The organism is Psychrosphaera sp. HA2-10, from assembly GCF_055693745.1.
Map to the genome: position 1 here is coordinate 2,070,872 of NZ_CM146341.1, position 21,438 is coordinate 2,092,309.

Consider the following 21,438-nt stretch of genomic DNA (forward strand, 5'->3'; position numbering starts at 1 on the left):
TTCGCCTTTTAACGCATGGCTAATAGAAGGTTTTTATTATGCTGTAACATATCCATACGCGACTCTGCTAATGCTAAGAAGCGTTGCTTTTCATCTTTTGATATTGGATTTGCCTTTGGCAGCGAGACAGTTCTAGGGTTGCGATGAACGCCATTAACCAGAAATTCATAATGTAAGTGAGGACCAGCGGCTAAACCCGTTGCGCCCACTAAGCCAATAACTTGGCCTTGCTTAACTTTTGCGCCCTTGCGAACTTTTCTTTTCGAGAAATGAATATACTTTGTGGTAATACCGCCGCCATGTTCAACAAAAACATGATGGCCGTTAAATCTGTCGTATCCTGACTTTATTACTTTTCCATCACCCGCAGCAAAAACAGGTGTACCTGTACTCGCGGCATAATCTACTCCGCGATGTGCTTTATATCGTTTTTGAACTGGGTGATATCTGCGATTACTAAAGCTGGAGCTGATATATTTGAAACTCACTGGCGCACGTAAAAACGTTTTTTGCATGCTATCGCCCGTTGGCGTGTAATAGCGTCCATCTGAGTAACGAACTGCGCTAAAGTCATCATCTTGGTTGGTAAACTCGGCTGCAAGTATTTCTCCATACCCGGCAAACTCACCATCGATAAAAATCTGTTCGACGAGCGCTGAGAAATGGTCGCCCTCACGAATGTCTAATGCAAAATCGACATCCCATTGAAATATATTGGCTAAGTTCATTATAAGCTTATCGTTTAAGCCTGCCATGACGCCCGCGTTCCAGAAATTACTATTAATGGTGCCTTCGAAGTATTTTTCTGTTACTACTGTTTCTTTTTGTTCTAATTCTGTTTCAAATTTGCCATCGTCTAGTCGTTTTGCCACTAAGGTCTCGACCGCTTGGGTCGCGTATTGAAGCTCAATAAGATCGTTATTTTCGTCAAAGGTAAATGTCAAATATTTGCCAGGTATTAGTCTGGTAAATTGTTGAGATAGCTTGCCCGAACGAGTGATCTGTAACATGGTTTTTTGTGGTACGTTTTGACGCTGAAATATTGTAGCGAGCGAGTCGCCACTTTTGATACGTACTTGTTTAGTCGATGTATTTGCTTGGCTGTAATGAGACGCTGCTTTTATTTCTAGAGGTAAAGGGTACTCTTGACCAACGGCTAACTCTTGATAATCAGCAGCAACATGGATGACATCTTTTGACGCTTCTGCAGATTCAGATGGTAATAAAAGTAAAACAAACAACAAACCCAACGCACCTAACAGGGCATATCTGTGTTGTTTCGGAAAACTGTCTATAAACTCTCTCATTACCTACTTCTCGCAATAAAAGTCACTCGGAACATAATAATCTCTCAATTTGAGCCCTGAGAATAGCATTCAAAAATGCGGAAGCCAACTTTTTAGGGTTGGCTTCAATCTTCACTGTCTAAAATAAGACACTAAATGTCTAGACTCAGTTTCTTCTGCTATGACGTTTAATAAAGCCACCAGCTCGACGTTGTTGAGACAATGTCATGGCTTTCTGTTTTTTGTCTTCAAATGGGTTATCGCCCTCTCTGAATTCAATTTTTATTGGCGTACCCATTACATCCAAAGCCTTACGATAGTAGTTCATTAGGTAACGCTTGTAAGAGTCTGGCAATTCGTCAACCTGATTACCGTGAATTACGATACGAGGAGGGTTATAACCACCAGCATGGGCGTATTTAAGTTTTATTCTACGACCACGAATCATAGGCGGCTGATGATCATCTTGAGCCATTTTCATGATACGAGTTACCATAGAGGTTGAAATACGCTTGGTTGCTGACTGATAGGCTTCAACGATAGACTCGTATAAATGACCAACACCAGTGCCGTGTAATGCAGAAATAAAATGCAAACGAGCGAAATCAATAAAGCCTAAACGACGATCTAATTCTCTCTTAACGTCATCTTTTACACCTTGGTCAAGCCCGTCCCATTTGTTAACCGCGATAACAATTGAGCGACCCGCATTCAAAGCAAACCCAAGCAGACTTAGGTCTTGGTCAGAAATGCCTTCTCGAGCATCCAACAATAAAAGTACCACGTTGGCATCTTCGATAGCTTGAAGGGTTTTAACAACTGAGAACTTCTCGATAGACTGCTTAATTCGACCACGACGTCGAACTCCAGCTGTATCAATAATAATGAAGTCTTCATCGTTGCGTGTCATTGGGATATAAACTGAGTCTCTAGTTGTACCCGGCATGTCATAAACTACAACGCGCTCTTCACCTAACATACGATTAGTTAGTGTAGACTTACCTACGTTAGGTCGACCAATAATTGCAAACTTTATTGGTAAATCTTCAAAAGGGACCGCCTCTTCATCACTCTTTTCATCATGTTCATGATCAAGTGCTAAATCTTCAAGGGATTGTAACTTCTTAACGTTTTGCTCTGCATCACCGTCGGTGTCAGCGTGTTCATCACCCAAGCTTTCTAACAAACGTTCAGCTTCAGCCAATTCATCCATTGCAGCTTCATATTCGGCAGTTAGACGTTCTACAACCGGCATTAGTGAATGATCCAACAACTGACTTATACCACGACCTTGAGATGCGGCTATTTGGTGAACATCACCCAGTGCTAAAGAGTAAAACTCAGCACTATAAGAGTCACCGTCAATACCATCGACTTTGTTTGCAACAACAAACGTCGGTTTGTCTTTTTTACGTAAATGCAGTGCAATAGCTTCATCAGCGGCCGTTAGACCTGCTCTAGCATCAACTAAAAACAAAATGACATCTGCTTCATCAATCGCGAGTAACGATTGCTCAGCCATTTCCACATCAATCCCTTCTTCCGTTCCATCAATACCTCCTGTATCTACAACAATAAAGTTGTTTTCGTCATGACTGGCTTGTCCATAACGACGGTCACGTGTAAGTCCAGGAAAGTCCGCCACTAACGCATCGCGCGTCTTAGTTAAGCGATTAAACAGGGTTGACTTTCCAACATTAGGACGACCAACTAGAGCCACTACAGGTAGCATGAATTCACCTCAAAAGTTTGATTTAGCAAAAAACCAATAAATAATAAAAACGAAAAAGGCTTCGTACCCAATATGGACTACAAAGCCTATTAAAAATGTCTAACTATTACGGTAGACGTAAAGCGGTCAGTTCGCCATCTCGAGTTTGTATATATAACAACTCATTTGACGCAACCGGAGCTGTATACGCGCGACGGTCTTCACTCGTAAACCAGCTTGCAAACCAATGGAATGCTGAATAGTCGTAGTCATCTAGCTTGTAGCGTGAAATTTCAACGCCTGATGACTTGTCTAAAAAGTGAAAATAACCTTCAAAATCACCCACTACAATCGTATCTTTATATACGACTGGCTGTGTTAAGCGACGATTATAAAAGTCGTTGTTTGTCCACTTCTCAGTGCCTGTCGCAGCATCTACTGCGGTTACAAACCCTTTTGCGTCAGTTAAGTAAATAACACCAGCATCTAACGTCAGGTTACGATACGACGAGTACTCACGCTTCCAATTAATACGGCCAGACTGAATATCAACCGAAGCTAAGTTACCATTGTAAGCGATCATATAAACTTCGCTGCCAACGACAATAGGCTTACTATCAACATCAATCAAACGTTCTAGTTCTGTTGTACCCTTTACTACGGCTATTTGTGCATCCCAAGCAAGTAGACCTTGCTCTAATAACAATACTTGTAGCTTACCGGTCGCAGTACCGACTAGCACGCCACCACTTGCTATTGTAGGCGAAGAGGTGCCGCGCAATGTTAACGTTGGAACTGTCGTTTCAGACTGCCAACGTTGCTCGCCTGTATCAGGATGCAATACAACAATATGTCCAGATGTTGTCGATGCAGCTATCCAACCATCACCAGCATCAGGTGCAGCAACTACTTCACCTGGTACTTTTTGACGCCAAAGTAGTTTACCATCGGCCTGCGAAAGCGCGATTATCTCACCATTTTCTGAGCCAATATAAATATTTTTATATGCTGCCGTAATACCACCGCTTAACTTGTCAGTTTCATTGTCATCCAACAATACTTTATCAAGCAAAGAAGGCGCATTAATACGCGTGTCAGTTTCCCAAACGGTCTCGCCGGTCAGCTTGTTGTAAGCTATTACTTCACCTTTCCTGCTTGCAGCAAAGATTACATCACCAACTATGGCTGGTTGAAGGTTAGAAAAATAATTATCGACACCAGAACCCGCTTGCTCTCGCCATTCAACATCAACATGTCTTGTGATGTTAATTGGTTTTAACTCGGCAATGCGTGTTGCTTCATTTTCTTCTGTTGTCTCACAACCCATCAGCATTGATGCACTTAGAGAAGCTAACAACGCGAGCTTTATACCACTCGTTTTAACACTTTTTAACAGCATATTGTCTGCCTTTTAGCTAGCAACGTTTGTTGACAATGCCAAATCTTGAAGCTTCATCTTTAAAATCGCATTTCCATCCAAGCCACCTTTATCCGCAGCCGTTTGATAAGCTTGACGAGCTTCAGTGTTTTTACCTTGTGCAAGGAGTGCATCACCTTTAATTTCCGCTACGCGAGCTTCATATGCTGGTTCTGTGATTGATGCTAATGTAGCGATGGCTACATCGTACTTTTCTAAAGCGATTTGTACTCGAGCCAAACGAATATCAACCAAACCTTTAAGGCTTACTTCAGACGTTTCTTTTGACGCTGCAAGTAATCTAGTTTCTGCTGTTGCAAGTTGCCCTGCTTCTACAGCCTTTTTAGCGGCAAGCAGATTAGCGAAAATCGCATAACCGGTTTCGCCATGAGCTTTAACAAAGCTATCCAGTTCCGCGTCAACCAACTCTGATTTGGTCGTTTCTGCACCAGCTACTTTTATAAATTCTTCAAATTGCATTGAAGCATTTTCTTGAGCTTCAATTTTACCGTCGACATACATATTCCAGCCGGTAAAACCAGCTAAACCCAATGCTGCGCCTACAAGTATTTGTACGCCATTCTCTTTAAAAAACGACTTGATTGCTTCTTCTTGTTGTTCTTCTGTTGAGTAAATTTCCATTACAACCTCATATTTTGCACTGCATCACGCACTAGGCGTAGATATCAATTTTGTCCTACCAACTCTTGAACTTGGTTGGCTACGTCGCTCCAGCTTACTGTTTGTTGTTCACCCTGTACAACTAGGTTTTTAACAGTAACCTGCTCATTATTTATTTCGTCTTCCCCTAGAATCAGGGCGACTTTAGCGCCTAATTTGTCAGCACGCTTCATTTGTTTTTTAAAGTTGCCACCACCACAGTGGTTCACAACACGTAAACTAGGGGCAGAATGTCGTAATTGCTCGGCAATTTCAACCGCTTTTAATTCTGCGTTTAAGCCCTGAGCTACGATGTAGACATCGGCACTTGATGTTGGTTCAACTAAAATACCTAATGTTTGCAATAAAAGCACCAAACGCTCAATACCCATTGCAAAACCAACTGCAGGTGTAGATTTACCACCTAACTGCTCGACCAACCCGTCGTAACGGCCACCAGCAAGCACGGTTCCTTGTGAACCTAAACTCTCAGTAACCCACTCGAATACAGTTCGATTGTAATAGTCTAAACCACGAACAAGGCGCTCATTTACAACGTATTCAATGCCAGCGGCATCCAATCTTGCCTTTAACTCACTGAACATTTCTGCTGATTCTTCATCTAAATGCTCAGACAAACGAGGTGCATCTTTAAGCACTTCTTGCACATCCGCGTTTTTACTATCTAGTATTCTTAGCGGATTAGTACCTAAACGTCGTTTAGAATCCTCATCTAACTTATCTTCATGTTTCTTCAAGAACTCGACTAATGCTGCGGTATATTGTTGACGCGCTTCACTTGTTCCTAGCGAATTGATTTCAAGCTTCAAATGTTCAGTTATGCCAAACGCTTTCCACAATCGAGCAGACAACATGATGACTTCGGCATCCATATCCGCGCCAGCAAACCCATAAGACTCAACACCAAACTGATGAAATTGGCGATAGCGCCCTTTTTGAGGACGTTCATGACGAAACATCGGGCCCGTATACCAAAGGCGTTGCTGTTGGTTATATAGCAATGCGCCCTGATTTGCAGCACGAACACACACAGCAGTACCTTCTGGACGTAAACTTAGTGAGTCGCCGTTTCGATCGTCAAATGTATACATCTCTTTTTCAACGATATCAGTAACTTCACCAACAGAACGCTTAAACAAGTCCGTAAATTCAACAATTGGAAAGCGGATCTCTGAATAACCATAACTGGCTACAGTTTGGCGTAATACAGCTTCAACTTGCTGCCACTGAGCGGTTTCAATCGGCAGAATATCATTCATGCCTCGAATGGCTTGGATCGGTTTTGACACGACTAGAAAAACCCTTAGATAAAAAATAGTGCCGTATTATATGCGCTTTGTCGCCTAAGGTAAATTGCCGTTGTAAATGAATACTAATTAACGATTAAGTTTTTGTATATTTTTATAGTAATTAATTAGGGCTGATTGGTACTTTTTCTGTTAAATTGTACTGATTAAAAACTACCAAACTCGTAATCATAAGATGTTAAAAGAATTTTTAGTTAGCGATCTCAAGTGCAATATGTTCATTGCCGAAGTAACTGAACAAACGGGACGCTTTTCCGTTAAGTCTGGTGGGTTTGTTAGAAGCCAAAAGTCGATAGATAATCTCGCAGCGAAAGGTGTTTCTAAGGTTTTAGTTGACTTAGACAAAAGTGAACATGAAAAAGAACCTGAAGTTGCGCCTGTTAGCGCCGCAGTTCCTGTTGAAAAAGTTCGACCAAAGACATCGTTTAAAGATGAAATTGGTAAAGCAAAAAAACTATATAGCCAAGCTAAAACACTTCAACGTCAAGCTTTAAAAAACATGAAAGCCGGTCGACCTATCGATACCGGTGGTATGAAAGAAGTCGCTGATGGTTTTATTGATTCTATTTTTCGAAATCAAGACGCGCTGGCGTGTATGACAAGAATGCGTCAGAAAGATGATTATTTAATGGAGCACTCCATAAATGTATCTATCATCATGACGATATTTGCCAAGCATCTACAGATTGATGAAAAAACAATTCATGACTTAGCAACCGGCGCTCTTTTGCATGATTTAGGAAAAATAAATATTCCTGATGAAGTATTGCATAAACCGGGTCGTTTAACTGATGATGAAATGGTGATCATGCGTTCGCACGTAACATTAGGTTACGACATACTAAGAGAGTCTAGCGATTTATCACCGACCATTTTAGAGGTAGTTCGAGACCACCATGAGCGTTTAGATGGCTCAGGTTATCCAAATGGCAAAAATGAAAATGAATTAAGTCAGTTTGCTAAAATGATCAGTATCTGTGACACATACGATGCTATTACTGCCTCTCGTGTGTACCAAAATGCTCGAACACCCATTATGGCCTTTAAAATCCTACGAAAAGAAAGTGGTACTGGTTTCGACGCAAATTTAGTGGCTGAGTTTATAAATTGTATGGGCGTTCACCCAGTTGGCACATTAATTCAAACTAAAAGTAACAAACTTGGGATTGTAATAAAGTCAAACTTTGTTAACCCGTTATGTCCTGTTGTTAAAGTTTTTTACAGTTTGGCCAATAAAGGCTATATCCCGTCAAAAACAATTGATTTGGGCGCGCCGGGTGTAGAAGATGAAATTGCCCAAAGCGTAAAACCGGAAGATTACGGAATTGACATTAACCGTATCATGACTGAAATATTAGACTAACTTTAAAGCAAACAAGAGATAACCCATGAGTGACGGATTGCAGCGAATTCCAATTACAAGACTATTGCCGGGGCAATATGTGGTGGATATCTCTCAGCAAATTGGTCACATGAAAGTTGCTTCTTCTGGCTGGGTTCGAACGCAGCAGGAAATCAATGAGCTAATTGCTAAAGGCATTGTTAGCGTAACTATTGATACAACCCAAAATGCCAATCAAATAGAAGCAGATGACTTTAGTTTCCAAGATCAATTTGTGCGAGTGCCATTTAGTCAAGAAATTGAAAACGCCAAAGAGTCCGTAGAAAACTTAACCTCTGTTTTAGAAGAAAGCTTTGATTATATTCGCAATGAAAATTTGTTTGATGTGAACGCGCTTCACCTCGCTGCTATGGAATTCATTGCATCTATTTACAGAAACTCTGCGCCAGCACTAGCGCTTGTGCGTGTTAAACACTACAAAGATTTTCAAGTTGGCCATGCGCTGCGTTGCGCCGCTTATTATGCTGCAATGTTAAGAAAGATGAAGTGGCCAACTGACGTTGCGCAAAACTGGGTAATGGGTGCATTACTGCATGACATAGGAAAACTAACTATGTCTAAAAGCATTCAACAACCTAATGATAAAACGTTGACTAACAAGCAACGTGCCGAAAATGAATTTTTAGTCGTTGATCATGTCGAGAATGGTTTAGAGATTGCAATGTCGGTAGGCAGTTTAACCAAAGAAAGCATTGACGTAATTCGCCTACACCATGAAAAAATTGACGGCTCTGGATATCCAGCAGGTAAAAAGCTGACAGATATCAACGACGCTTTACGTATATTTAGCATTGTAAATGCCTTTGACAATCTAACTAGAGTTGGTATTAACGGCAAACCAATTGGTGTATTACAGGCATATCGAAAACTGATGACGCTAGATGGCGAGTTCGATAATGATATGTTGCAGCGATTTATTCAAAATATTGGAGTTTACCCACCTGGCACTTTGGTTAAGTTAAAAAGTGGCAAGGTTGGTTTAGTATTAGATAACGTAGGCAATCACTTAAGACCATTTGTTAAGGTAATTTATAATGAAAACCTTGGCCATCATGTAACCGCTAAAGTTTTTAACCTAGATACTAGCCGCAACGAAGAAATTGAAGGTTTATATTACGGTAACAAGCGCGGCATTTTCGCTGAGAATTATCTATAACAAACAGTCCCATCTACCATAAGTCAAAATACCGCTTTATTGGAATTTAGCGATAGTCCTCAAGTGCGACTTGGATAAAACGTCTGTCTCTGCTTTCCCACACGATTAAATCTTGTCTAATTTCAGCAACTCGTAAATAAGGCGTTAGTCGATCGCCTTCAAATAAAGTGATGTTGTTTATTCTTACCCAACGCTCATTCACATCTGAAGAATAAATGTGCATTTCGTATAATAGTTCCGGGATTAGCGCTTTATCACTACCTTTTAACTCTTTAATATCAACCAAACTAGAATCAACTTCGACCTGAATGCGATTGTTGTTACTAGTTTCACCTTTTAAACCTTTCTTATTTTCAGTATCGGTTTCTTCTAAGGCTAACGCAAACTTAGCTTGTAAGTCGCTGGAAACCTCATCTAGAGTCATGTTTGAACTGTTAATATCTGCAACATTAATTACGTCTTGAGGCTCATCTTCCAGGACGTTTTGCTCTATTGAGTCTGTTAAATTTTCACTCACTTTGGCGACATTCAAACTGTTTGTCGCTGGTTGCTTACTTTCTGCCGTACCATCATGTTTGACGTCGACATCGGTAGCATTAGCATTTGTTTGTTCAGAACTAGGCTGATCAGCCCCCTTGCCGTTAGCATTAACGCCAATTAACTCAGTTTGACTTCGCTCAGCTTCTAGAATGTGAGAACCCACCTTAATTTGCGAAGCGACCTTTTCCGTTCCTAATATGTACCCAGCCAATAAACCAATAATTAATAGTAAAAATGCGATGGCAAACCAAGCTAACCATGGGCGATTATTTTGATTGGCAAACCTAGGTTCTGGTATTTCTGAATACGCATATTGATTGCTGTAAGTAGCTGTGTGATTGGCCGAATTGCTGTAATTTTGATCTTGGCCTTGTTGATTTTGCTTACCTTGATCTTTTAACAACGCCTTATATAAAAAACTCACGCTCTTTTTCCCTTTAAAAATGACAGCCACGACCAGCGTTTACTTGTTTCATTTGCAATACCTAAAATTTCACTTGATGCCTGTTTTACTAGTTTTGCATCAACATAAAAGCGGTTACTTGCGTACGCCCCCATTAAGGCACGATCTGCTAATAAGTTTATCAGCCTAGGCGTTCCTTTTGAGTATCTAAACAAGGCACTAATCGCTTTTTTATCAAATAACGGACGACTAGCCCCCACTGACTGCAGTCGATGATTTACATATGCAGAGGTCTCTTGTTCAGTAAGTGGCAGCAAGTGATAACGTGCTGTTATTCGCTGGGCCAACTGGCGCAATTCACGTTGCGCTAATTTTTCTTGTAACTCAGGCTGTCCTATTAAAATTATCTGTAATAACTTCTTGTCGTTAGTTTCAATGTTGGTAAATAGGCGCAATTGTTCAAGAGCATCTACATCCAATAATTGAGCTTCATCTACTACAAGTAGACAACTTTCACCCTTCTCATGACTTGTCACCAAAAAGGCTTGTAATGCATCTGACAACTTTTTATGGTCAGAAGTTTCATCGAGTTGCAATTCAAAAGCGTCGCACACAGTCTGTAATAATTGAATTCGATTCAATGTTGGGTTGAGAATGTATGCTACATGTAATTCATCGGGTAAGTCAGACAGTACTGCGCGAGAGACCATCGTTTTACCTGTACCAACTTCTCCCGTCAACATAACAAAACCACCGTTACCACGTAACCCATACTGTAAGTAAGCAATCGCTTCTTGATGGCGCTGACTTGGGTACATCATATTTGGGTTTGGCGCTATATTAAACGGTTCTTGGTTTAACTGAAAATACTCTAGGTACATGAAACTTGCTCACAACTGGTGCGGTTTGATAAATATTTGAATTGAGCCAACCATACCGACCAACCTCGAAAAATCAACTACTTTCCACAAGGACTTTTTTTGTAATTCAGAATATACTTAATCTATAAAGCAGTATGCGGTGGGAGTAATTGTGCAAATATATCTAGTTGGTGGTGCTGTTCGTGACGAGCTACTAAATTATCCCGTTAAAGATAACGATTATTTAGTAACAGGCGCGACAATCGAACAAATGCTTGATCTTGGTTATCAGCAAGTCGGAAAATCTTTTCCTGTTTTTTTACATCCTACTAACAAACAGGAATATGCCCTTGCTCGCACTGAAAAAAAACAAGGCTCGGGTTACACAGGCTTTACCTGTGAATTTACACCAGACATCACGCTAGAGCAGGACTTACAACGTAGAGATTTAACCATAAACGCAATGGCTATGAGCGAGGATGGAACGATTCATGACCCGTATAACGGTCGGGTCGATCTGAACAACAAACTCCTTCGACATGTATCCGAAGCATTTGTCGAGGATCCGTTAAGAGTTCTCAGAGTCGCCAGGTTTGCAGCAAGGTACCATCATCTTGGTTTTTCAGTGGCTCCAGAAACGCTGGCCCTAATGAAACAAATAGTGTCAAACGGCGAAGTTAACGCTTTAGTACCCGAGAGAGTGTGGCAAGAGACCGAGTCGGCGCTAAATGAACAGGACCCACAAGTCTATTTTGAAGTCTTACGAGAATGCGGTGCCTTGAAAGTTATTATGCCGGAGCTTGATATTTTATGGGGCGTTCCTAACCCTCCTAAATGGCATCCTGAAATTGACACTGGGATACATACCATGTTGGTAGTAAAACAAGCTCAACTGCTGTCAAATGACCTAGCCGTTCGTTTTGCTTGCTTATGTCACGACTTTGGCAAAGGCCTAACAAAACCAGAGGATTATCCACGACATCACGGCCATGAAAAATCCGGCATAGTACCGATTAAGGCCTTTTGTGAACGTCTTAGAGTGCCAAATGAACCACGCGATTTAGCCATATTACTTAGCGAATTTCATACACATACGCACCGCGCTTATGAATTAAAACCTGAAACATTGATAAAACTTTTTGACCGACTAGATGCGTGGCGAAAACCGATAAGGTTTGAGCAATTCCTAACTTGTTGTACAGCTGACATGCGAGGGCGCACAGGCTTCGAAAATGCAGAATATAAACAGACTGATTATTTAAGAAGTATGTTTGAAGTCGCTAATAGTGTCGCGATTAAAGATGTCATTGCGGCTGGTTTCAAAGGACCAGAAATAAAAGAAGAAGTTCGTCAGCGTCGAATTGAAGCTATTAGTCAAGCTAAATCAAAACTAGCCTAACGTAGGTGAACGAAGGCTAGTTTTTATGTGGGTTATTAACCGGGTTGAATTACCACCTCGAGTTAACAGCTACATTTTTCTAGTTTAGATAAAGAAAAATATTAGGATAGCACCAAGAAGTAATCGATAGATAACAAAAGGTAGCATGCCTATTTTCTCAACTAATATTAAGAAATAGTGGATACATGCGTAAGCTGATACAAAAGACAACAAGGTACCAAGGCCAATTGCTGCCCAATCAACAGGCATAGTTTGTTGAGCTAACTTAAGAGTTTGATAACCACCAGCAGCTAAAATAAGCGGTATAGATAATAAAAATGAAAATCGTGCTGCAGCTTGACGAGTCAAGCCAACCATCAAGCCGGCCGTAATTGTTATCCCACTTCTTGAAGTCCCAGGGATTAACGCCAATACCTGAGCAAAACCGATAATAAGTACTTTTTTAACTGTGACTTGATATTCATCTGTATTTTGTTTTGCGGTTGCATCGGCGTACCATAGCAACAAGCCAAATATGATGGTCGTAGTGGCAATAACCGCAGAGCTTCGTAAGTTGCCTTCAATAAAGTCATCTAATGCAAAACCAATCAAACCTGCCGGTATTACACCAAGAATGATGAGCCAAGCTAAATTGCTTTCTTTGTCTTTGTGCCCTGAAAAAGACTTTACCCAACTAACAGTCATGGCTGATACTTCATTCCTAAAATAAAGTACAACTGCAAATAAACTACCAGCATGAACGGCAACATCAAATGCGAGTCCTTGGTCATCCCAACCAAACATTTGTGACGGCAAGATTAAATGCGCTGAACTGGATATCGGCAAGAACTCAGTTAACCCTTGTAAGATTGCCAATACGATAATCTCAATCAAACCCATTCTTTTATATCCTTGTTATTCTTTGATAAATCCAATAATTATTTATTTCGCATACTGGCTAGAGTCACGCTCTATTATTACGCCAACACTTTTTGTACTGGCAACCGCGCCAAGCTTTCTTAATGTAATCTTTACACTATTGACTGAGTAGTGTGTCAGAATTTGCTCTGCCACTTTCTCGGCAACCGTTTCAATTAACTCGGCTTGATTGTCTTTGGCCAATCGAACAATATCTTCAGCAACAACGGCATAATCCACTGTTTTCGACAAATCATCGACTTTGGCGGCCGCGCTAATATCCGTCCTCATTTCAACATCAAACTGAAGCGTTTGTTGAATGCTTTTTTCCCACTCATACACACCAATGACGGTATCTACTTTTAGCGCTTCTATAAAAACGATGTCTTGAATCATGTTTTGCCCTGATATTGTTAATATTTCGCGTTCATGGTTTGAAGTCCGGCGATTGCTCAGATACCATGCAATTTGTTCGAAAATAATTCGAGCGCGAATTCTAGCGTATATTCATCTGTTGAGGAACTGATGTCTTTTGACTTTTTCATAACAATTGTTGTTGCCTACCTGATCGGTTCGATTAATTTTGCGATTTTAATCAGCCGGACTAAAGACTTGCCTGATCCTCGAACACAAGGTTCGAACAACCCCGGTGCTACAAATATATATCGTATCGCAGGCCGTTCTACGGCTTTAAAAGTGCTTGGGTTAGATATATTAAAAGGTATTGTGCCAACTTGGGGAAGTTACTATCTTGGCTTATCACCTATGGAAATTGGTTTTACCGCGATTGCTTGCTGTTTAGGTCACATGTTTCCAGTATTTTTCAAATTCAAAGGCGGCAAGGCTGTTGCTACCGCATTAGGATGCTTACTACCCGTTGGAATTAGTTTAGGTGCGGTTTTACTTTTGGCCTGGATCGCTGTCTTCAAATTAACAGGTTATTCGTCGCTCGCTGCTATTGTATCTGTTGGCGTCTCTCCAATAGCAACTTATTTTATCGCCCCAAAATACACACTGCCTGTAACTATGCTGGCAATATTTATTATTTTGAGGCACATCCCGAATATTTTACGCTTAATTAAAGGTGAAGAGCCTAAATCAAAGCAGAGGTTGTAATTCTTCAATTGACCAGCGTGGTTTCGCTTTTACTTTTAAGTCAGTAGTCCCTTGATGAAGCCTTTGAGCCCCCGCGTAAGCAATCATAGCGCCATTATCAGTACAGAACTCTGGACGAGGATAAAATACAGAACCACCTTGCTTTTTCATCAACACTTCAAGCTTTTCACGTAACTCTGTGTTGGCACTCACGCCACCGGCAATTACCAGCGTTTTATGTCCGGTTTGCTCCATCGCCCTACGGCATTTTATTGCAATTGTATCTACAACCGCTTGCTGAAACGCATGAGCAATATCGGCTTTTGTTTGCTCTACATTTGCAGGGGCATCTACTTGACTAGATTGACCGCCCGCTAAATGAATGCCCTCTTTTCGAATCGCATTTGCGGCTGCGGTTTTTAGGCCACTAAAACTAAAATCCAAACCAGGTCGATCAGTCATAGGTCGTGGAAACTTAAAACGTCCTGGCTCACCATTTAACGCTAATTTAGCCAACATTGGGCCACCTGGATAATCCAGCCCAAGAAGCTTTGCTGTTTTATCAAAGGCTTCTCCGGCGGCATCATCAATTGACTCACCAAGAATTTGGTACTCACCAATCCCTTTTACTTCAACAATTTGTGTGTGCCCGCCCGATACTAATAAAGCAACGAACGGGAACTCAGGTTGTTTATCTTCTAACATCGGCGCTAACAAATGACCTTCCATATGATGCACCTCAATCGCTGGTACACCCCACGCGAATGCCAAAGACTTTGCTATACAGGCTCCAACCATAAGCGCACCAACTAGACCTGGGCCCGCTGTATATGCAATACCGTTTATATCCGACTTATTTAAACCATGCTTAATCATTAACGCTTTTATAATTGGAATCGTTTTACGGACATGATCTCGAGATGCTAGTTCTGGAACAACACCACCGTAATCCGCATGTATTTTTATTTGGCTATACACTTCGTGACCAATAAGGCCTTGTTCTGTATCGTATAAAGCGACACCAGTTTCGTCACAAGAAGACTCTATAGCTAATATTAACATTCTAAATTTCCACAGCGATTGATAAATAACGACGGCATTCTACCCAACCTCCATTAAATGCTCCAGAGAATTAATCTATTCACGTTTAAATAAAGACTTTACTTTGCCAGTAATTTGGCTATAGAATACGGCACCATTTTTATTAGTCTTGGTTAAATAGATAACCATTAATACACAAATACTGAGGTGAATTTTTAAATGCCAGTAATTAAAGTAAAAGAGAACGAACCGTTTGACGTAGCTCTTCGTCGTTTCAAGCGTTCATGTGAAAAAGCAGGTATCCTTTCTGAAGTACGTCGTCGTGAGCACTTCGAAAAGCCAACTTGGGCACGTAAGCGTAAGAAAGCTGCGGCTGTTAAGCGTCACTTGAAAAAAGTGTCTCGCGAAAACGCTCGTCGTATCAAGCTTTACTAATATTGGTTTAATCTCTTTTCGTAAGGAAGCAAATGAGCTTAGTTACCACGCTTAAAGATGCACAAAAAGATGCAATGCGTAACAAGGATAAAGAACGCCTTGGTGCAATTCGCATGGTTTTAGCAGCCGTAAAGCAAAAAGAGATTGACGAAAGAATTGAACTGGATGATGAGCAAGTTATCGCTATCTTAACCAAAATGGTTAAACAGCGCCGTGATTCCCAATCACAATTTGAACAAGCAGATCGTCCAGAGTTAGCAGCAAAAGAAGCGGCTGAAATTAAAGTTATTGAAGCCTTCATGCCTCAGCCATTGTCTGAGGAAGAAGTGTCATCACTTATCGCGAATGCTATTGAATCTACCTCCGCGTCAGGTATGCAGGATATGGGCAAAGTAATGGCAGAGTTGAAACCGACTTTAACTGGTCGTGCTGACATGGGGAAGGTCAGTGGCCTTGTGAGAACTCATTTAAATAAGTAATCACAGCTTTTATTGCTAAAGAAAACCACAAATTTTTATTTGTGGTTTTTTTATGCCTAACGTTAATTTATATACTTTGTAAGGCAAGCTCGTGTGCTGCTTGGTGACACTCGAAATATGCAATAGCCTTATTGCAGTACAGTAAAACATTGAAGTTCTAACTTTTCATTTTCTTAAATTCACTTTTCTGCAATAATTCACATCCACTTTATTTATATAAATGAGAGAGCACTTTGGCAGGACGAATTCCAAAAGGTTTTATTGATGACGTTGTAGCTCGCACAGATATTGTTGAACTAATAGATGCGAGAGTCCCACTGAAAAAAGCTGGGAAAAACTATCAAGCCTGTTGTCCTTTTCATAATGAAAAATCGCCATCGTTTTCAGTAAGTCCAGATAAGCAGTTTTACCATTGCTTCGGTTGTGGTGTGCATGGTAACAGCGTTAGTTTTCTAATGGAGTATGAACAGCTCGAATTCGTAGAAGCTATAGAAGAATTAGCCCGCTTAAACTCTATGGACGTTCCTAGAGAACAAGCTGGCGGTAAAACCAAACATTACCCCACCGTAAGCAAAGAACAAAAGCAATCCGATTACGACTTGATGGAAAATGCTTCTCGTTTTTATCAGCATCAATTGAAACATGATGAGAATGGTCCTGGTGCCATTGAATACTTAAAATCACGCGGATTATCAGGCGAAATTGCCCAGAGATATGGTATCGGTTTTGCTCCAGACAAGTGGGATTCAGCATTAACAACGCTCGGTAAAACATCGGAAGCCAAACAACAACTTCTTGATTTAAAAATACTAACCTCTAACGATAAAGGTCGTACATACGACTTTTTTAGAAACCGTGTGATGTTCCCCATCCGCGATAAAAGAGGCAGAGTTGTTGGTTTTGGTGGTCGAGTAATGGATGATGGTACACCAAAATATCTTAACTCCCCAGAGACACGTATATTTCATAAAGGTCGAGAACTTTATGGATTCCATCAAGCCAAAATGGCGAAAAAAACACTTGATCAGGTAATAATAGTAGAAGGTTACATGGATGTTGTGTCATTGGCGCAACAAGGCATTAGCTATGCGGTTGCAGCATTAGGTACAGCAACAACACAAGACCATATGCAAATGCTGTTTCGAGCAACCCGAAAAGTTATTTGTTGTTATGATGGCGACCGTGCGGGAAGAGACGCTGCGTGGCGTGCATTAGAGAACGCATTGCCTCAATTAAAAGATGGTGTCGACTTACGTTTTTGTTTTCTTCCTGATGGTGAAGACCCAGACACCATGGTTCAACAAGAAGGGAAAGAAGCATTTGAACAACGTTTGGCTAAATCTACTCCACTAATTGACTATTTTTTTGAGCATTTTGTAGATCAACTAAACTTGACAGATGATGCCGGAAAATCAGCGCTTTTAGCTCAAGCGAAACCGCTTATCTCGCTTATACCTAGCGATTATTATAAAGAGGCTTTATTAGCTAAGTTGGCACGCTTGGTAGGTAAACAAGTTGATCAAATTAAAATAGCTTCTCGCTCTCCTGTCGCAGATGTTAAACAGCGTCAAACTGAGTTTCAAATAACGCCAATGCGACGGGCCATTGGTTTAATGCTTCAACACCCAGCACTTGCTAGCGAAATTCCTTTTATTCCTGCATTAGCTAACGCTGAGTTACCTGGCTTCGATTTATTTATTCGCATTCAAAAAAACTTAGTGGACGAGCCGAACCTTAGCTCGCCGGTTTTACTCGAGCGTTTTAGAGACAGTAAAGAGTATCCTTATTTAGCTCAACTCATCGCCTGGGATCATCAAATTCATCCAGATAATCTTATTGCAGAGTTCTCTGAAACATTTAAGTCGTTACAAGATAGTTACTTAGAAAAGCGTTTAGAAGGTTTGTTAATAAAGTTTAAAACGGGGCGATTAGATGCCAATGAAAAAGCAGAATATGTCGCTTTAATGTCCGCTTTAAAAAAATAACTTTCATCTATCTTATCCTGAGCTGTCGACTACACTTGAGCTATAGAATATTTGATTTGGTTTCCTTTATTTCATAGCCAGATAAAGATTCTGCTGTTATAATATGCAGTTCGATTTTTCCATGCTTGGTTTAAATTATCCCAAACATAGGAAATTTCTTTTCCAGAATTTGATGTTCAACTAGTAGGTGGAAGATAATCTGTATGGAGCAAACTCCTCAGTCTCAATTAAAACTTCTTATAATTAAAGGTCGCGAGCAAGGTTATTTAACTTTTGCTGAAGTTAACGATCACCTTCCACAGGATATGATCGACGCCGATCAGGTCGAAGACATCATTCAGATGATCAACGACATGGGGATCAAGGTGTGTGAAACACCACCTGATGCCGACGAATTATTAATGCAAGAACAAACCAGCGATGACGAAGTTGTCGAGGCTGCTGCAGCTGCATTAGCAACTGTTGAAAAAGAAATCGGCCGTACTACCGACCCTGTTCGTATGTATATGCGTGAGATGGGTACCGTTGAACTTCTAACACGTGAAGGCGAAATTGTTATTGCCAAGCGTATTGAAGAAGGTATCTACACGGTACAATCTTCAGTTGCTGAATATCCTCAAGCAATTAGCTATTTATTGGACCAATGGGACCAATACGAAGCAGAAGAAATTCGACTTAGCGATATTATCAATGGTTTCTTAGATCCGAACGAAGATGACGTAGCTCCGGCTGCAACGCATGTTGGTTCAGAATTGTCTGAAGATCAGTTAGCTGATGAAGACGGCGACAATGATAATGACGATGATGATGAAGACGAAGAAGAAGTTGATACAGGTCCAGATCCTGAAGAAGCTCGTGAACACTTTGTTGAATTACGTCGTTTATACGATGAATCTACGATTTCTATCAATGAATTAGGTCGCGCTCACCCTGAAACGCAAGAGAAAATTGCCGCACTTGGTGAACATTTCCGCCTATTTAAACTAATTCCTAAGCAATTTGACCGCCTTGTTAAAAACATGCGTGACATGATGGACAGAGTTCGTGTTCAAGAACGTTTAATCATGAAACACTGTTGTGAATATGCAAAGTTACCTAAGAAAGACTTTGTTAAAATTTTCCCTGGTAATGAAACCAAGACTTCTTGGTTAGACTTATTACAAAAAGGTGGCGATCCTGTTGCGAAAAAGCTAATCGACGTTGATATTGAAATTCGTCGAAGCATTTCGAAATTGCGTGATATTGAAGACGAAACTCGATTAAACGTAGAATCTATTAAAGATATCAACCGTCGTATGTCAATCGGTGAAGCAAAAGCTCGTCGTGCGAAAAAAGAAATGGTTGAAGCCAACTTGCGTTTGGTAATCTCAATTGCTAAAAAATACACAAACCGTGGTTTGCAATTCTTGGATCTTATTCAAGAAGGTAATATCGGTCTAATGAAGGCAGTTGATAAGTTTGAATACCGTCGTGGTTATAAGTTCTCAACTTATGCTACGTGGTGGATTCGTCAAGCAATCACTCGTTCAATTGCCGACCAAGCACGTACTATTCGTATCCCGGTTCATATGATTGAAACTATCAACAAGCTAAATCGTATCTCACGTCAAATGCTTCAAGAAATGGGTAGAGAGCCTACACCAGAAGAATTGGCTGAGCGTATGGTGATGCCTGAAGATAAAATCCGTAAAGTATTAAAAATTGCAAAAGAGCCTATTTCAATGGAAACGCCAATTGGCGATGACGAAGATTCGCACTTAGGTGATTTTATTGAAGATACTACGATTTCTTCTCCGGTTGATACAACGACATCAGAAGGCCTACAGAACGCCACACGTGACGTACTATCTGGTCTAACAGCTCGTGAAGCTAAAGTTCTTCGTATGCGTTTTGGTATCGACATGAATACTGACCATACATTAGAAGAAGTTGGCAAACAGTTTGACGTTACTCGTGAGCGTATTCGTCAAATTGAAGCGAAAGCGTTACGTAAATTACGTCACCCTTCTCGCTCTGAGCCGCTTAAAACATTCTTAGACGAATAAGTTTATTGCTCTTAATAAATGAAAAAAGCCTGCAACAGCAGGCTTTTTTTTGCCTAAAAAAAGCCGATTCCGTAAAGGTAATCAGCTTCTTTTATATTAAACGATTTTATTACTCTTCGAAGTGAGTGCCCCAGCCATCATACTCAAGATCATGAGCTTCAGCGAATGCCACCATCTCTTCTACTTCTTCATTTATAATTATTTCATCTAATGGACACTCTGTATCAACATCAAAGCAAAATACTAACTCACCATCTTCTGTTTCAACTTGTTCTATTTCAGAGATGTCCCAGCCCTTTAAAAACGCTGCTTGCTGAGCTTTGTCTGCAACATCGGCAGTCTCTGCAACAAAGTGATGCTCTATGCCATACATAGCTTCTGTATTAGAGCCATCTTCTATAAGTTGTTCGATAATGTCGTTACTAAATTCTTGCCAATCTATCGGTTCCATTATTAACCTTTTTTACCTGTCTCTTCTGATTGTGGAATATAGCCTAATTCTGAGTTTAATTCGTCAATTTTTTTAGACATTAATTCTCTTACTTCTTCTGCTTTGGCTCTGATGTATTGTTTTTCATCGCTTTCAATAGCTACTGGCTTCATATACTCAATAATAACTTCACCGTTATTCCAACGATTAAGTTTGATACGTTCATGCGTACTACTTATTGCAACGGGAACCATAGGAACGCCCGCCATAAATGCCGTGTAAAAGGCACCAGTTTTAAACTTCATTAAACCACGGCCGCGTGAACGTGTTCCCTCTGGAAATAACCATACAGATATTTTCTTTTCACGAATTTTTTGAGCCGCTTGACCAATTGTGCCGTGGGCTTTAGTCCGATTGGCACGGTCAATCAAGATGTTGCCAGACAACCAATATACCTGCCCAAAAAATGGCATCCACTTTAAGCTTTTTTTGCCAACACTTACCGTGCCTTTTCTAACTGCGTTAGAGGCGGTAAATATGTCCCAAGTGTTTTGGTGATTGCCTATATAAACCACAGGCTCTGACAAAAGGTTTTCCTTACCACGAAGTACAATTTTTAGGCCAAGCATTTTTGCAAATGAGCCGTAGACGGTTGCTACCATGTGAACATTATTTCGCTGAAACGGCTTAATGATTAGATATATAAGGAGAAAGGCTGTAGATAGAATAAAGAACACACCTAAAAGCAATACACGTAAAATAGCCAGCACAAATAGAACTCCAATAATTTAAAGGCGCATTGTAGCAAAGTCAGCGAACACCTGTAAGCTAAAGTTTTGTTAAATCAGAGTCAATTTCATTATTTGTAG

The 21,438-nt window shown here is 40.5% G+C and carries 20 protein-coding genes; 8 read left to right on the forward strand and 12 right to left on the reverse strand.

The window, feature by feature from the left end; genetic code table 11:
• Positions 1-8 precede the first annotated feature (8 nt).
• The 5 genes from ACZ1GV_RS09465 to hisS form a co-directional block, all read right to left on the reverse strand.
• Positions 9-1,307 (reverse strand): peptidoglycan DD-metalloendopeptidase family protein, encoded by a 1,299-nt coding sequence (locus ACZ1GV_RS09465; RefSeq protein ID WP_472673951.1) that lies wholly within the window; start codon positions 1,305-1,307, stop codon positions 9-11.
• Positions 1,308-1,452: 145 nt separating this feature from the next.
• Positions 1,453-3,018: a ribosome biogenesis GTPase Der gene (der, locus tag ACZ1GV_RS09470; RefSeq protein WP_472673952.1), complete on the reverse strand. Its 1,566-nt coding sequence runs from the start codon at positions 3,016-3,018 to the stop codon at positions 1,453-1,455.
• Between the two features lie 106 nt (positions 3,019-3,124).
• Entirely contained in the window at positions 3,125-4,396 is a 1,272-nt protein-coding gene (gene bamB, locus ACZ1GV_RS09475) for an outer membrane protein assembly factor BamB (RefSeq protein ID WP_472673953.1), read from the reverse strand.
• A 12-nt stretch (positions 4,397-4,408) separates the two neighbouring features.
• Positions 4,409-5,056 carry a YfgM family protein gene (locus ACZ1GV_RS09480; RefSeq protein WP_472673954.1) on the reverse strand — a complete coding sequence of 216 codons (648 nt, stop codon included), beginning with the start codon at positions 5,054-5,056 and terminating at the stop codon, positions 4,409-4,411.
• A 44-nt stretch (positions 5,057-5,100) separates the two neighbouring features.
• Positions 5,101-6,384, reverse strand: coding sequence for a histidine--tRNA ligase (gene hisS, locus ACZ1GV_RS09485; RefSeq protein WP_472673955.1), 1,284 nt, complete (start codon positions 6,382-6,384; stop codon positions 5,101-5,103).
• Between the two features lie 193 nt (positions 6,385-6,577).
• Between hisS and ACZ1GV_RS09490 the strand changes: the two genes are divergently transcribed.
• Both ACZ1GV_RS09490 and ACZ1GV_RS09495 read left to right on the forward strand, forming a co-directional pair.
• On the forward strand, positions 6,578-7,765 hold the full coding sequence (locus tag ACZ1GV_RS09490; protein WP_472673956.1) for an HD-GYP domain-containing protein: 1,188 nt from the start codon (positions 6,578-6,580) through the stop codon (positions 7,763-7,765).
• Positions 7,766-7,790: 25 nt separating this feature from the next.
• Positions 7,791-8,960, forward strand: a complete 1,170-nt coding sequence (locus ACZ1GV_RS09495; RefSeq protein WP_472673957.1) for an HD-GYP domain-containing protein — start codon at positions 7,791-7,793, stop codon at positions 8,958-8,960.
• 46 nt (positions 8,961-9,006) lie between these two features.
• On the opposite strand, the gene ACZ1GV_RS09500 is transcribed toward ACZ1GV_RS09495, so the two are convergent.
• Together ACZ1GV_RS09500 and ACZ1GV_RS09505 are read right to left on the reverse strand one after the other, a co-directional pair.
• Positions 9,007-9,924: a general secretion pathway protein GspB gene (locus tag ACZ1GV_RS09500; RefSeq protein WP_472673958.1), complete on the reverse strand. Its 918-nt coding sequence runs from the start codon at positions 9,922-9,924 to the stop codon at positions 9,007-9,009.
• The gene (locus tag ACZ1GV_RS09505) at positions 9,921-10,784 is read right to left on the reverse strand and encodes an ExeA family protein (RefSeq protein ID WP_472673959.1); all 864 of its coding nucleotides are present in this window, start codon (positions 10,782-10,784) and stop codon (positions 9,921-9,923) included. Before ACZ1GV_RS09505 ends, ACZ1GV_RS09500 begins: the two co-directional genes overlap by 4 nt.
• Before the next feature lie 151 nt (positions 10,785-10,935).
• On the opposite strand from ACZ1GV_RS09505, the gene ACZ1GV_RS09510 reads away from it, so the two are divergent.
• Positions 10,936-12,162, forward strand: a complete 1,227-nt coding sequence (locus ACZ1GV_RS09510; RefSeq protein ID WP_472673960.1) for a multifunctional CCA addition/repair protein — start codon at positions 10,936-10,938, stop codon at positions 12,160-12,162.
• 84 nt (positions 12,163-12,246) lie between these two features.
• Here the strand turns inward: ACZ1GV_RS09510 and ACZ1GV_RS09515 are convergent, their stop codons facing one another.
• Together ACZ1GV_RS09515 and folB are read right to left on the reverse strand one after the other, a co-directional pair.
• Positions 12,247-13,041 carry an undecaprenyl-diphosphate phosphatase gene (locus ACZ1GV_RS09515; protein WP_472673961.1) on the reverse strand — a complete coding sequence of 265 codons (795 nt, stop codon included), beginning with the start codon at positions 13,039-13,041 and terminating at the stop codon, positions 12,247-12,249.
• Positions 13,042-13,083: 42 nt separating this feature from the next.
• Entirely contained in the window at positions 13,084-13,455 is a 372-nt protein-coding gene (folB, locus tag ACZ1GV_RS09520; protein ID WP_210561922.1) for a dihydroneopterin aldolase, read from the reverse strand.
• 129 nt (positions 13,456-13,584) lie between these two features.
• Between folB and plsY the strand changes: the two genes are divergently transcribed.
• On the forward strand, positions 13,585-14,175 hold the full coding sequence (plsY, locus tag ACZ1GV_RS09525) for a glycerol-3-phosphate 1-O-acyltransferase PlsY (protein ID WP_210561920.1): 591 nt from the start codon (positions 13,585-13,587) through the stop codon (positions 14,173-14,175).
• On the opposite strand, the gene tsaD is transcribed toward plsY, so the two are convergent.
• Positions 14,158-15,216, reverse strand: a complete 1,059-nt coding sequence (gene tsaD / locus ACZ1GV_RS09530) for a tRNA (adenosine(37)-N6)-threonylcarbamoyltransferase complex transferase subunit TsaD (RefSeq protein WP_472673962.1) — start codon at positions 15,214-15,216, stop codon at positions 14,158-14,160. The genes plsY and tsaD overlap by 18 nt on opposite strands.
• Positions 15,217-15,414: 198 nt before the next feature.
• Here tsaD and rpsU point away from each other — a divergent pair, with 198 nt between their 5' ends.
• The 4 genes from rpsU (at position 15,415) to rpoD (ending at position 20,139) form a co-directional block, all read left to right on the forward strand.
• Positions 15,415-15,630: a 30S ribosomal protein S21 gene (rpsU, locus tag ACZ1GV_RS09535; RefSeq protein ID WP_105053374.1), complete on the forward strand. Its 216-nt coding sequence runs from the start codon at positions 15,415-15,417 to the stop codon at positions 15,628-15,630.
• Positions 15,631-15,662: 32 nt separating this feature from the next.
• Positions 15,663-16,109 carry a GatB/YqeY domain-containing protein gene (locus ACZ1GV_RS09540; RefSeq protein ID WP_472673963.1) on the forward strand — a complete coding sequence of 149 codons (447 nt, stop codon included), beginning with the start codon at positions 15,663-15,665 and terminating at the stop codon, positions 16,107-16,109.
• Between the two features lie 233 nt (positions 16,110-16,342).
• Positions 16,343-18,094, forward strand: a complete 1,752-nt coding sequence (dnaG, locus tag ACZ1GV_RS09545) for a DNA primase (RefSeq protein ID WP_472673964.1) — start codon at positions 16,343-16,345, stop codon at positions 18,092-18,094.
• A gap of 203 nt (positions 18,095-18,297) precedes the next feature.
• Positions 18,298-20,139 carry an RNA polymerase sigma factor RpoD gene (gene rpoD / locus ACZ1GV_RS09550; protein WP_472673965.1) on the forward strand — a complete coding sequence of 614 codons (1,842 nt, stop codon included), beginning with the start codon at positions 18,298-18,300 and terminating at the stop codon, positions 20,137-20,139.
• A gap of 109 nt (positions 20,140-20,248) precedes the next feature.
• Here the strand turns inward: rpoD and rraB are convergent, their stop codons facing one another.
• Positions 20,249-20,590, reverse strand: a complete 342-nt coding sequence (gene rraB / locus ACZ1GV_RS09555) for a ribonuclease E inhibitor RraB (RefSeq protein WP_472673966.1) — start codon at positions 20,588-20,590, stop codon at positions 20,249-20,251.
• Between the two features lie 2 nt (positions 20,591-20,592).
• Positions 20,593-21,339 (reverse strand): 1-acylglycerol-3-phosphate O-acyltransferase, encoded by a 747-nt coding sequence (locus ACZ1GV_RS09560; protein WP_472673967.1) that lies wholly within the window; start codon positions 21,337-21,339, stop codon positions 20,593-20,595.
• Positions 21,340-21,438 lie beyond the last annotated feature (99 nt).